At 51.2% G+C, this 13,459-nt stretch carries 11 protein-coding genes; 6 read left to right on the forward strand and 5 right to left on the reverse strand.

Features of this window, described 5'->3' with window-relative positions; all coding sequences use genetic code 11:
- The first annotated feature begins 227 nt into the window (after positions 1-227).
- Complete coding sequence (gene sodC / locus EDC54_RS09510) at positions 228-752, forward strand: superoxide dismutase family protein (RefSeq protein WP_132455548.1); 525 nt, start codon at positions 228-230, stop codon at positions 750-752.
- 53 nt (positions 753-805) lie between these two features.
- Here the strand turns inward: sodC and EDC54_RS09515 are convergent, their stop codons facing one another.
- Both EDC54_RS09515 and EDC54_RS09520 read right to left on the reverse strand, forming a co-directional pair.
- Positions 806-2,116, reverse strand: a complete 1,311-nt coding sequence (locus EDC54_RS09515) for an ABC transporter substrate-binding protein (protein ID WP_132455550.1) — start codon at positions 2,114-2,116, stop codon at positions 806-808.
- Between the two features lie 94 nt (positions 2,117-2,210).
- A complete protein-coding gene (locus tag EDC54_RS09520; RefSeq protein WP_132455624.1) occupies positions 2,211-3,500 on the reverse strand; it encodes a Gfo/Idh/MocA family oxidoreductase in 1,290 nt (429 codons plus the stop codon).
- A 123-nt stretch (positions 3,501-3,623) separates the two neighbouring features.
- On the opposite strand from EDC54_RS09520, the gene EDC54_RS09525 reads away from it, so the two are divergent.
- From EDC54_RS09525 to uspE, 4 genes are all read left to right on the forward strand, one after another.
- On the forward strand, positions 3,624-5,231 hold the full coding sequence (locus EDC54_RS09525) for a hypothetical protein (protein WP_132455552.1): 1,608 nt from the start codon (positions 3,624-3,626) through the stop codon (positions 5,229-5,231).
- Positions 5,232-5,578: 347 nt separating this feature from the next.
- Positions 5,579-6,112: a methylated-DNA--[protein]-cysteine S-methyltransferase gene (gene ogt, locus EDC54_RS09530; protein WP_132455554.1), complete on the forward strand. Its 534-nt coding sequence runs from the start codon at positions 5,579-5,581 to the stop codon at positions 6,110-6,112.
- A 226-nt stretch (positions 6,113-6,338) separates the two neighbouring features.
- On the forward strand, positions 6,339-7,085 hold the full coding sequence (locus EDC54_RS09535) for an FNR family transcription factor (protein ID WP_132455556.1): 747 nt from the start codon (positions 6,339-6,341) through the stop codon (positions 7,083-7,085).
- A gap of 176 nt (positions 7,086-7,261) precedes the next feature.
- Positions 7,262-8,212 (forward strand): universal stress protein UspE, encoded by a 951-nt coding sequence (gene uspE, locus EDC54_RS09540; RefSeq protein ID WP_132455557.1) that lies wholly within the window; start codon positions 7,262-7,264, stop codon positions 8,210-8,212.
- Positions 8,213-8,348: 136 nt separating this feature from the next.
- Here uspE and pntB read toward each other — a convergent pair whose 3' ends face one another.
- A complete protein-coding gene (pntB, locus tag EDC54_RS09545) occupies positions 8,349-9,737 on the reverse strand; it encodes a Re/Si-specific NAD(P)(+) transhydrogenase subunit beta (protein WP_132455559.1) in 1,389 nt (462 codons plus the stop codon).
- 10 nt (positions 9,738-9,747) lie between these two features.
- Positions 9,748-11,277: a Re/Si-specific NAD(P)(+) transhydrogenase subunit alpha gene (pntA, locus tag EDC54_RS09550; RefSeq protein ID WP_132455561.1), complete on the reverse strand. Its 1,530-nt coding sequence runs from the start codon at positions 11,275-11,277 to the stop codon at positions 9,748-9,750.
- 580 nt (positions 11,278-11,857) lie between these two features.
- On the opposite strand from pntA, the gene ydgH reads away from it, so the two are divergent.
- Complete coding sequence (gene ydgH / locus EDC54_RS09555; protein ID WP_132455563.1) at positions 11,858-12,811, forward strand: DUF1471 family protein YdgH; 954 nt, start codon at positions 11,858-11,860, stop codon at positions 12,809-12,811.
- 50 nt (positions 12,812-12,861) lie between these two features.
- On the opposite strand, the gene EDC54_RS09560 is transcribed toward ydgH, so the two are convergent.
- Positions 12,862-13,428: an ankyrin repeat domain-containing protein gene (locus EDC54_RS09560; RefSeq protein WP_132455565.1), complete on the reverse strand. Its 567-nt coding sequence runs from the start codon at positions 13,426-13,428 to the stop codon at positions 12,862-12,864.
- Between the last annotated feature and the right edge of the window lie 31 nt (positions 13,429-13,459).

Consider the following 13,459-nt stretch of genomic DNA (forward strand, 5'->3'; position numbering starts at 1 on the left):
ACAATATATGACGTCCCGCTCGCCAACGGATGGCGGACGGGACTCTTCATTCGCGCTGACGCGGCGTTTTTCCCTGAGGCGACAAGAGTTTTTTGGCCAAACGAAACTAAAAGACAGCGTCCCCCTCCATTTGACGGACTCCCCTGCTCATCTATTCTTGTACTCAATACGTTGAATATGTTTTTCCCTGTACATCAGTACGTTCAAATTCCAAGAGGACGATGGCAATGAAACTGAAGGCACTAATCCTGACGGGCATATTCTTTTCCTGTTCCACCTTTGCCGCGAGTACGACGGTGACGCTGCATGAGGCACTGCCAGCCGGCGCGGGCGGTAGCATTGGTGAGGTCACCATTACGGAAACACCGTATGGCCTGCTTTTTACCCCTAATCTGCAAGGGCTGAAATCCGGGATTCATGGATTTCACCTTCATGAAAACGCCAGCTGTGAGCCAGCAGAGCAAGAGGGTAAACGGGTTCCCGCGCTGGCAGCAGGCGGACATCTCGATCCGCAAAAAACCGGCAAACACCTCGGTCCCTATAGCGACCAAGGGCACCTGGGCGATCTGCCGGGATTGGTGGTTAATGCTGACGGCACGGCAACCTACCCGATTCTGGCGCCGCGGATAAAATCACTGTCTGAGGTCAAAAACCATGCATTGATGGTTCATGCCGGCGGAGATAATTACGCAGATGTACCGGAAAAACTGGGTGGCGGCGGCGCCAGAATGGCGTGTGGCGTCATAAAGTAAATCAAGAGGATGCCGTATGGATAACATACGGCATCGTAGATTATTCGTGGTTGCTATCGAATTGCGCGTTTTAATATCCGGTTAGCGTTGCTTAAAAAATCATCGGCGACCTGATTCACCTCACCCTTGCCATAATCAAGCTTTTGCAGGCTGTTCGTCCACAACTGCACCAGTTCCTGATTTTCCATAAACGGAGAAACGGGGACCTTTGATTCAGGCTGCGCCGCTGCCGCCCGGTAGGCATTTGCTAACAGGTTGTCTGGATTGATTACGCCGCTCTCTTCCAGCATTTTTTGTGCCTTCGGGTTGGCGGGCATCCCGTTTTGCAACCCCAGCGCCTTAACGCCTTCCGGGTGACTTAACATGAAATTTATCAGCATTGCCGCTTCTTCAGGATGCTTACTATTTTTACCAATCGCAAACAGCGAGGACGGTTTGGTGGTTATCCCCGAATCTTTCGCGCCAGACAGGGTAATAAACGGTCCGGTTTCCAGTTCGGTCTCTTTCGGCATGTTGCTGGAATAGGTATAGATAGCCGAATCCCACAAATACATACCGGCCAGCTCACCGTTAATCCATGGGCGGATTTCATACACGTTGGAGCGCCCGAATGAGGAGAAATAACGCTGGTCAGGGAGCACATGTGAATCAACCAGTTTTTTGTAGAAGGCGAAAAGCTCGCGTACCTGTTCACGGCTATAGGCGATACGCTGATTTTGTTCATCGATCAGATCGATACCGTATTTTTGCGCCATATAGCTACGCCCGAGCGTGAGAATATCTAATGCATCGCTTGCCCCCTGAGCGGCGCCGAGTGGGTAGTAATTGTCACCCAGCTTTTGTTTAAACACCGGCCCCGCGGCAAACAATTCGTCCCAGGTTTGCGGATAGGCGATGCCCGCTTTATCCCAGGTCGTTTTATTGTAGATCATGCTCCGGTACGTCATTGAAATCGGAAGCCCTTGCAGTTTGCCTTTTACATCAGCCGTTTTCAGGTAGCCCGGCGGAAAATCGTCCAATGCCAGCCGGTCTTTTTGCTTGTTCAAATCATAGAAGCCCTCGCCATTACGGGAAAATTGCGGCAGCCAGTTCCAGTCAATGCGAATGACATCTGGCTCCTGTCCGCCGGCCATCTGCGTGGATAAACGGGAAAGGTAGCCGTCCCAGCCCGCGTATTCGGCTTTAACGGTAATGGTCGGGTGCGCTTTTTGGAAAGCATTAATCGCTGCCAGCGTCGCTTCATGTCGTTGATTCCCTCCCCACCAGGAGAGGCGAAGTTCGGCGGCATCAGCATATGTCGCGCCCAAAGGAAAAGACGCGCAGAGAAGAAGCAGGTGAGATAACGTGTTCCGTGTTTTCGCCATAATAAAACCCTTATTATTGTATTTAAGGTTTCCACCTGCTGCCCTTATAGGGCAACAGGTACTACGGATGCGGAAGTGTTTTCTGTTGATTAATTCATTTTTTTAAATTAACCGCCAGCTCGCTTATTTTTACGGGCCGTTCAGTCCGTAATGAGCGATTGGCGGCAATGCCGGTTAAAATAGACATTGCGCCATCGCGATAATCGGCGGCGCGATGTAAAGGGTCAGGTTCCGGCGTACCAAACAGATCGTTTAACATGACCCGATCGCCCCCGCCGTGCCCACCGGCCAGAAAGGCAACCGGTACGGTATAAGGTGCGTCAAACATCGGATAAACCTTTATTTCACATTCATTCAGCGCCCCTTCATCCTCTTTTTCTCCACCGCCATTGACGTAGGATTTTTCCACCAGTTTCATTTCCAGACGGCCCTGACTGCCATTAAACACCACATTTAATCCCTCCCAGGGCAAATAGGCGTTTAATGAATAGGTCATGATGGCTTTATTCTTATAGCGCACCAACACGCCAAGAACATCTTCAATATTAATGCCGTCATCAAATACGCTTTTATCGCGATAATAGCCATCTTCGTGTTCCGCCTCTAAATATAAGGCGGTCAGCTGTTCGCTCTTATTCATCTGTAAGGCAAACGGGTCGTTTTCCGCTGCGGCGCTATTATCCGATCGGGCATAAAATTGCGTCACGCCGCGTAGCTCGGCATTCTCCTTGCCGTAAAAACGTAAGTCGCCTTGCGCATAGACCGTTTCCGGTTCGCTATTCAGCCAGAAGTTCACCAGATCGAAGTGGTGCGTGGATTTGTGAACCAATAATCCACCGCTGTTACGCTTGTCGCGGTGCCAGCGCCGGAAATAATCCGCCCCGTGTTCCGTATTTAACAGCCACTCAAAATGAACGGAATAAACGTCGCCGATAACGCCGGCTGCAATTAATTCGCGAATTTTACTGTGATGTGGCGCATAGCGGTAATTAAAGGTGACGCGTAATTTACGCCCGGTGCGGTTAATCGCATCGATGATCGCCTGACATTTTTCTTCGTCAATCGTCATCGGTTTTTCACTGATCACATCACACCCTAACGCCATGGCCCGGATAATATAGTGATGATGCGTGCGGTCTATTGAGGTCACGATAACAATATCCGGTTTAGTTTCGGCGATCATCTGCTCAAACCGGTCGGCCGGGTAGGTCGCCACTCGGTCATGCCCGAATTTTTGAACAATACGGTTGGCGTAATTCATTCGCGTCTGGTTTGTATCGCAAAAAGCGACAAACTGTCCCTGCTCCCGATAATCTCTGGCGATAGATTCCAGATAAAGGCCCGCGCGTCCTCCGGTTCCCACAACTGCATATTTCTTTTTCACTTTGCGCATTTCCTCCTGATAACGACATTCATACAAACAGGATGCTAAAAACCCCCTGATTGACAGATCTATCCCATTGTTTTATACCCTTTACTCACGTTGAATCGCCCCTGTGAATAACGTATGAGTTTCCATCCACCGCTGCGTCTGCTGGAAGTCAATACCCCTTTAATTTGGCATTGGCCGCATTTTCTTGACGTTATGGACGTCATCAGCCAATACCGATTCAATGGGCTTATCATTCATCAACAAAATATGCTGGCGCTGCTCGCTCGCCCTTCCGCGTTTAGTCAAGGGCCGGAAATCGAAAACCTGAACCATGAACGTGAAAGTACGTTGGGGTATTTGCAACGCATCAGCGACTATTGCCAGTCGAAAAAGATTCAGCTGTGGATTCAGGGGGAAGCGTTTCCGAACGACGCAAAAATCAGGCAGAAATTCCCCGAATTTTTTCTTAACGACTCGACCCTTTCGGGCAATAGTCAGGCTAGCAGTCAGTTTTTGACGCGTTTTTATCGTGAAACGCTGGATGAAGCGATTGCCGCATTGCCGGACATTAGCGGCGTGATCCTTAGCCTGCAAACCCCCGAGTATCATCCATCGCAGTGGCAAGACAGCATGAAGGCCCTGCACCAGTGCCTGCGGCTGCGCAGCAAAAAGCTGGTGCTGCGTGATTACACCGATAACAGTTGGCCACGCCGCCAATTGCAAACCACGCTGAATAGCTTGCCGAATGATGTCCGCGCGTCGATCAAAGCCACCGCGCTGGGTTATCGCCCCGGCTTTGCCAACAACCCCGATCTGGCTGACTTCAAGGGGTACAAAAAGTGGGTCGAGTTTGATCTGTGGGGCATCGATTACGGCTGGACGCTGCTGCCCTGCATGCTGGTCGATGAAATTCAGGGGCGCCTCAGTTGGGCGCATGCGGTTGCCGGTGACGAGCTGGAAGCGGTCAGCGCCAGAATCAGTTGGGAATGGCTGAATAACAGCTCTCTGCTGGAATCGATTAACGAGATTAATCTGTTCGGCCTGTCGCACATTGCCTGTCAGGCGGAAAGCCGACTCAACGCCGGTGCGATTTTTCAGCGCTGGCTGGCCGACAAGGGGGCCACGCACCTGAATAAACCACAGTTGGACGCGGTGCAAAAACTGTTTTTCAGCAGCTATGACTGGATGTGTAAGACACCGTATTTTCTGGGGCGCTTGTTGCATCATCATAGCCAGATACCTCTTAGTATTGAGAACGCCATGCAGTTGCTACATGCGGAAACGCGTAGCGCTAACTGGGCACAATCTTTCCAACCCCTCTTCCCGACTGACGATCCCGAATTTGGTGAATCGCAACGGCAGTTGATCGCGCTGGAATGCCAGCAAATGCAGTTTTTTGCCCAGCATTTGCGTCGGTCTGCGCGGGAGATCCAAGGGGCTCGGTTTTTGCCTGAACCACTGGCTTCCCGCCTTGTCGCCAGTTGGGAGTACGCCTGGCGCTACACCGAACTGTTCAACCACACCAAGCGGCTCGTGGCGGGACATCTCTTCATCAGCAACTACGGGGTGACGCGGGCTAATCGGGAGATGCTGGCGCAGTCGGCAGACGATGCCTTGCATTTTGTCCACGTGTTGCAAAACTGGCTGGGACAACACCGTCATGCCCACCCGCACTTCCTGCCGATGTTGCTGACGCCAGAACGCTTAGCCGGGCTGGCGGAACGCTGCCGCGATATGCACTAGCCTGACGTTTGTCCCGAACGCCAACGTTCATCCTATCGTGGCGTATCGTCCCGATTGCATGGGCTACAGCATAGGCGGTGGGCGACAAGGAGAGAAACGGTGGCGGAGCTGACAGGCGCGGCAAACGCGGCCAGGCCCGTAATTTGTGAATTCGTTCGCAAAGAGAGAAATTTTAATGTGATCGAAAGCCTGTTTTTCTCGCCAGATAACGTGACAAATTTCTCTTTTTTCGTGTCATGGCGTGATATCTCTCGCATTTTATTTTTAATCTCCCCACGGATGCGAGATAATTAGAGATCATTAAATAAACGTGGTAAGAAAGCAGCCATCGAGCAAGGAAATTAACCATGCAAATCTTTTTTCAGGACACCATGGCAACCCCATTAGGGGAATTATTGATCATTGCTGATGGAAATAATCACTTACGCGCGGTGGAATGGCGCGAATACGAAGACGATTTATTTCGTTCACTCAACCGCAGCTACCGAAACGACCCCTTTTCATTACAGTCACGCCGTAATCCCGGCGGATTAACCGACAGCCTGCAACGCTATTTTGATGGTGAAACGACGATTATTGACTCGCTCCCCGTCGCGTCGGTCGGGACGGCGTTTCAACAGCAGGTCTGGCAGGCGTTGCGTCAAATCCCCTGCGGCGAAATCACCACATACGGCGAACTGGCCACGCAACTGGGCCGCTCTGGCGCGGCGCGCGCGGTCGGCATGGCAAACGGCAGCAACCCCGTCAGCATTGTGGTTCCATGCCATCGCGTGATTGGTGCCGGGGGGGCGCTCACTGGCTACGCTGGCGGTATCCATCGTAAACAGTGGTTATTGGCGCACGAGGGGTATTTACCTCGGCAAAACAATTTATCGCTGTAATTCCGTCCCGGAGGACATCACGTTATTAGCGCTTCGGATTAATCAATGAGTTAGTGAGTCTATCATTTCTCATCGCGCGACTATATATCGGGCGAGCGCTCGATATCATTGTGAAAATTATAGTTAGTTCACTATTTATTGGTCTATTCCCGTGATTGTTGGTCTTATCATGGACGATAAAAACTGTTAAAATTGACCAATATCAATTATTGCCTGAGCAAAACCTATGATCCCGGAAAAGCGAATTATCCGACGCATCCAGTCTGGCGGTTGTGCAATCCACTGTCAGGATTGCAGTATCAGTCAGCTATGCATCCCTTTCACCCTGAATGAGCACGAGCTTGACCAGCTCGACAACATCATTGAAAGGAAGAAGCCTATCCAGAAGGGGCAAGCGCTGTTTAAAGCAGGTGATGAGTTGAAATCGCTGTATGCCATTCGTTCAGGCACGATAAAAAGTTACACCATCACGGAACAAGGCGACGAGCAGATCACCGGGTTTCATCTGGCCGGCGATCTGGTCGGTTTTGATGCGATTGGTAACGCTTTGCACCCCAGCTTCGCTCAGGCATTAGAAACTTCAATGGTCTGTGAAATCCCTTTCGAAACGCTGGACGATCTCTCCGGGAAAATGCCGAATTTGCGCCAGCAGATCATGCGCCTGATGAGCGGTGAAATCCGCGGCGATCAGGACATGATCCTGCTACTGTCGAAAAAGAATGCTGAAGAGCGTCTGGCGGCATTTGTTTACAATCTCTCCCGTCGATTTGCGGAACGCGGTTTTTCACCGCGAGAATTCCGTCTGACCATGACGCGCGGCGATATTGGCAACTATCTGGGGTTGACCGTTGAAACTATCAGCCGTTTGCTGGGGCGTTTCCAAAAAAGCGGTATTCTGGCGGTAAAAGGGAAATACATCACAATTGAGAATGTGGAAGCCCTTTCCGAGTTAGCCGGCTCTTCTCGTCGATAACCTCTTTGACGTTGCCACCGTCCCCGCGGTCGACAACGTCATTCCCCTCTCGTCTTTTCCTATCTTCGTGATATTTCTTATTTTGTCATTCTGTGCGGCTTCTCTGTTGTCCAAATCGATTACGTTGCGGTACTCTTGATTAACAGTCTGTGGAGTAACAGCTGTTTGGAGGAGCTATGGCAAAGTATCAGAATCTACTGGTAGCTATTGACCCAAATCAGGATGACCAACCAGCGCTGCGTCGGGCGGTTTACCTGGTTCAGCGACTTGGCGGCCGTATTAAGGCATTTCTGCCGATTTACGATTTTTCCTATGAGATGACAACCCTGCTTTCTCCCGATGAAAGAGTGGAGATGCGTCAGGGCGTTATTCAACAACGCACTGAGTGGATAGCCGAGCAGTGTAAATACTATCTTGAAGCGGGCATACCGATAGAGATCAAAGTGGTCTGGCACAATAAACCATTTGAGGCCATTATCCGGGAGGTTATTGCCGGCCAGCACGACCTGCTATTGAAAATGGCACATCAGCACGATCGGCTGGAGGCCGTCATCTTTACTCCGACAGATTGGCAGCTGCTGCGTAAGTGCCCTTGCCCGGTTTGGATGGTAAAAGATCAACCGTGGCCAACCGGAGGACGGGCGTTGGTTGCCGTCAATCTGGCTAGCGAAGATCCCTATCACGATCCGTTAAATATCAAGCTGGTGTCGGAAACGCTGGCGCTGGCCAAACAGGCTAACCAGACAGAGGTGCATCTGGTTAGCGCCTATCCCGTTACCCCTATCAATATTGCCATCGAATTGCCGGATTTTGACCCCAGCGTTTATAACGATGCCATCCGAGGCCAGCACTTGATTGCCATGAAGGCATTGAGGCAAAAATTCGGTTTGGATGAGCGCGTCACGCATGTGGAAAAGGGTCTGCCGGAGGAAGTGATTCCCGATCTGGCGGAGCATTTACAAGCCGGTATTGTGGTTCTGGGGTCGTTAGGCCGAACCGGCCTTTCCGCCGCCTTTATTGGTAACACCGTCGAGCATGTCATTGATCACCTGAAGTGTGACTTGCTCGCGATCAAACCCGATGATTTTATTTCGCCGATTACGCTGGAAGACGGAGACAACAGCTGATTGCAACACGTCATCATATTCGAGCCAACCACTGCCAGCCTTCGTGCTGGCATTTTTTTATTCTTTCCGCTGAACCTCTTTTCACATGTCAAAAGGGGCGAATTCTCGCCCCTTTTGACCGTTGACATCATGATGCTTAAAGCGCTTTCAGAATGGCCTCAACGCTGTCTTTCGCATCACCGAACAGCATCTGCGTGTTCTCTTTAAAGAACAGCGGGTTCTGCACACCGGCGTAGCCCGTATTCATTGAGCGTTTGAACACGATAACATTCTGCGCTTTCCACACTTCCAGAACCGGCATACCGGCGATAGGGCTATGCGGATCCTCTTGCGCCGCGGGGTTAACCGTGTCGTTCGCGCCAATCACCAGAACAGTATCGGTATCCGAGAAATCATCATTGATTTCATCCATTTCCAGCACGATATCGTAGGGTACTTTCGCTTCGGCCAGCAGCACGTTCATATGGCCTGGCAAACGTCCGGCCACCGGGTGGATGCCAAAACGAACATTGACGCCACGCGCGCGCAGCTTAGCGGTGATGTCATGTACCGGATATTGCGCCTGCGCCACGGCCATACCGTATCCGGGCGTAATGATGACGGACGTCGAATTTTTGAGCAGCTCAGCCACCTCTTCCGCAGATGCTTCGCGGTACTCTCCTACTTCTTCACTTTCACCGGAAGACGAGCCGTCTGTACCAAAACCCCCGGCGATCACGCTGATAAAGGAACGGTTCATCGCCTTACACATAATATAAGACAGGATGGCGCCGGAGGAACCGACCAGCGCACCGGTCACAATCAGCAGATCGTTGCTCAGCATGAAGCCTGCCGCCGCGGCCGCCCAACCGGAGTAGGAGTTCAGCATTGACACGACTACCGGCATATCCGCACCACCGATCGACGCCACCAGATGCCAGCCAAATGCCAGCGCGATGGCCGTCATCAGAATCAGCGCCAGAACCTGTAATGCCACACTGCCGGTGTTAATGAACACCAATAACAGCAGGAAAGACACCACCAGCGCCGCCAGATTCATTTTATGCCGATGCGGCAGCATTAACGGTTTGGACGAAATTTTGCCACGCAGTTTGCCAAACGCCACCACGGAGCCGGTAAAGGTAACAGCCCCGATGAAGATCCCCAGGAAAACTTCCGTTAAATGGATATTCACCATCACCGGATCGGTGATCTCACCGTGATCGAGGAAGCTGTTAAAGCCTACCAGTACCGCCGCCAGACCGACAAAACTGTGCAGAATAGCCACCAGTTCCGGCATTTCGGTCATTTCGACTTTGCGTGCCAGATACACGCCGATTGACCCGCCAATCACCATCGCCACGATGATCCAACCCACATTACCTGAATCGGGCCCGAGAATCGTCGCAATCAGCGCAATGGCCATCCCGCTGATGCCAAAGATATTCCCCTGTTGCGACGTTTCATGCTTGGATAACCCGGCCAAACTGAAAATAAACAGAATTGCGGCAACAATGTATGCAGCAGTTACTAATCCACCAGACATGTGTTACCCCTTAGTTTTTACGGAACATTTTCAGCATGCGCTGAGTCACGGTGAACCCACCGAAAATATTGATGCTGGCGATTAATACAGCGATGAATGAAAAGAACGAAACCCATCCACCGTGACCAATCTGCAACAATGCCCCGACAACAATAATGCCTGATATCGCGTTAGTGACGGACATCAGCGGCGTATGCAGCGCGTGGCTGACATTCCAGACGACGTAATAGCCGACAACGCAGGACAGAGCAAACACCGTAAAGTGCGACAGAAACTCTTTTGGCGCCGCATCGGCCAGCCAGCCAAACAGTAAAATAGCGATAGCCATAAACGCATATTTTTTCCACGGCGAGGCTGGAACCGCTTCTTCTTTCACCACGGCGGCGGCAGGTTTTGCCTGTTGCGGCTGAGCAGACACCTGAATCGGCGGCGCAGGCCATGTCACATCGCCTTCTTTAATGACGGTCACGCCGCGGATCACGGTATCGTCAAAATCGATGTCAATCTCGCCATTCTTCTCTTTGCAGAGCAATTTCAGCAAGTTAACCAGGTTCGTACCGTAAAGCTGCGAGGACTGCGTCGGCAGGCGGCTTGGTAAATCGGTATAACCGATAATTTTGACGCCGTTTTCCGTTACTGTCACCCGATCGGCAACGGTTAATTCGCAGTTTCCGCCGGTTTGCGCAGCCAGATCGACAATCACGCTGCCGGGTTTCATACTCAGCACCATCTCTTTCGTGATCAGTCGCGGTGCCGGTTTGCCTGGGATCAATGCGGTGGTGACGATAATGTCGACCTCTTTTGCCTGCGCGGCAAACAGTTCCATTTCCGCTTTGATGAAGGCTTCGGACATGACTTTGGCATAGCCGTCACCGCTGCCCGCTTCTTCTTCGAAATCGAGTTCAAGGAACTCGGCGCCCATACTTTTGACCTGCTCTTTGACTTCAGGACGCGTGTCAAAAGCTCGGACGATAGCGCCGAGGCTACCCGCCGCGCCGATTGCCGCCAGACCGGCAACGCCGGCGCCAATGATCATGACTTTAGCCGGAGGAACCTTGCCCGCGGCGGTAATCTGTCCGGTAAAGAAGCGGCCAAATTCATGAGCCGCTTCAACGATGGCACGATAGCCGGCAATGTTGGCCATGGAGCTAAGTGCGTCCATCGACTGCGCGCGTGAAATACGCGGGACGGAATCCATTGCCAACACCGTCACCTGACGAGCGGCAAGTTTTTCCAGCAGTTCCGGATTCTGCGCTGGCCAGATAAAACTGACCAGCGTACTGCCTGCACGGGTCAGTTCGATTTCATCATCCTGCGGCGCATTCACCTTCAGGACGATATCAGATTGCCAGACTTCCGAACTGTCAACGATCGACGCGCCAGCTTCCTCATAGGCCGCATCGTCAAAACTTGCCAGTTTCCCCGCATCACGTTCTATCGCGACCGTAAAGCCCAGTTTCAGCAGTTGTTCAACCGTTTTCGGCGTCGCTGCTACACGGGCTTCGTTGGCCAACCGTTCTCTTGGTACACCAATACGCATACTGATACCCTTTTCGCTTATCTTAACGAAGGTTATTATTCTCACCCTATCTGTTATACAAAATTCGCCAGGATCGGCTGCACCCAGAATCCCCAGATCCACACAGAAGAAGAGAGGCTGATCCCCTTCTTGCCACACACTTTTTTTGTGGCACGTCACTTCAGGCAAACTCATTTATAACGTACTGAAAATATGATTGGTGATCCATAAATAAAATGAATTTCACAAAAAAGCCGAGTTATTGTAGGTGGTGACCATGTTTTATGGTCGAAAATCATGTTCATCGCTATCTTTTGTAGCATTATTGCCGAGGTATTTTTCTGGGGTATTTCACAAAAACGATGTGTTACGAGCTTGTTAATTCAATAAGTTGGATAAATATCCCTTATGATAAGAAAACAATCATTAACTGTTATTATTAGCACTTTTCTTGTTCCGCCCTAAAACGTCGCGACCTCCTGTCGCCACTGAAAATGCTAAAGCATAAGAATTTATTCCGTGCGATAATCAGCTTTATTCCGTTATGGTTGTTTGCGATACCTTAAATAATTCGAGTTAAAGTAAGGCGAAAGGATTTTTTATGAAGCTGAAGACCACTGTTGTTGCGTCCACTCTGTTGTTATCTCTTTCGGCATTTTCAGCGCAGGCAGCACAGGAACTGACGCCTGAACAGGCAGAATCGCGACAACCTTTTGAAAGGATCACATTTAAAGGCCGTTTTAATGCAATCAATGAAGCGGTTGCCGCAGCGTCAAAACGCGCAGATAAAGCCGGTGCGGATTCATTTTATGTGCAATCCATGTCAGACGTGAATTCACGGGGCAACTGGAATGTCACGGTTGACCTGTATCACAAGGATGCGCCAAAAGCGGATCACGATACCCAATATCGTATTTTTCATGGCGTGAAAGAGTTGCCGAAAGATGTCGCCTACTCGCTGGAACCCTATGATACCGTCACTGTTAGCGGGGCTTTCTACAGCCAGCCAGATCTGAACAATGCTATCGCCAAAGCCGCAAAAGAGAAACAAGCGGATTCGTTCTATATCGTGCGTCAGGTCGATGTCAATTCAGAAAGCGCCAACCAGAAAGTCACGGCCTACATCTACAAGGCTGATGCGCCGAAACGCCAGCTTCAGAGTAGCGACGTTATCCCTGCGGACTCCGATGCCGGCCGTGCCGCGCTCGCCGCAGGGGGCGCAGAAGCGGCCAAGGTCGAAATACCTGGCGTTGCTTTTTCTGGCAGCCCCAGCCGAAACATCGGCAACTTCTTTGAAACACAGTCATCGAAAGGCGGGCGTTACACTGTAACGCTGCCTGACGGCACTAAAATTCAGGAACTGAACAACGCCACGGCGGCACAGATGGTGCCTTTCGATTCCATACAGTTTCGCGGCAATTATTCCAGTATGACGCAGGTGTCTGAAGCGGTTGCGAAACGGGCTGCCGACAAAGGCGCCAAGTACTATCACATCACCAGACAGTGGGAAGGCAAAGGCAACAATCTGACGATCAGCGCCGACCTCTACAAATAACAACTCGCCGTATCGCCGAATAAATAACCCGCAGCAATGCGGGTTATTGACTATCGGCTCCTGAACTCCCCTTTCCCTAAGGTTTCTGCGCTGTTGCCTTGGTCATCCGTCGCTTGCAGGTCGGCCCCTTTTTCTTTCAGCGCTTTCAAAAGCGCTTCACGCTGAAACAGCGAGGCGAACATCGCCGCTGTCTGTCCGGCATGATTACGCTCATCGGGGTTGCAATCCGCCGCAATCAGCCGACGCGCGATTTTTATTTCGCCTTTAAAAATCGCCCCCATCAGCGCGGTATTACCGCGTTTATCACGCAGGCAGGGATCGGCGCCGGCTTTCAATAACGCTTCAACTGCCGCACCATGCCCATGATAAGCGGCGAGGATAACTGCGGTATAACCTTTTTCGTCCGCCACATTAAGGTTGTAATGAGAGGAGATAAACGTTTGAAGGATATCGAGATCGCCTTCTCTGGCCGAATCCCACAAATATTGATTAAGTGACGATTTAACCGCCGCTTCGTCTGGCTTCTCTTCTTTTTGCGCCATCGATGTGCTGGCAACTAACAGCCCAAGTAGCAATATGAAGACTTTCACTGTCTTTTCCTCCGTGATATGTGCCATTGCCCGCGCCATCAGAATGGCGCGGGACAGA

It is taken from the genome of Samsonia erythrinae, assembly GCF_004342665.1.
In the GTDB taxonomy this organism is placed as follows: domain Bacteria; phylum Pseudomonadota; class Gammaproteobacteria; order Enterobacterales; family Enterobacteriaceae; genus Samsonia; species Samsonia erythrinae.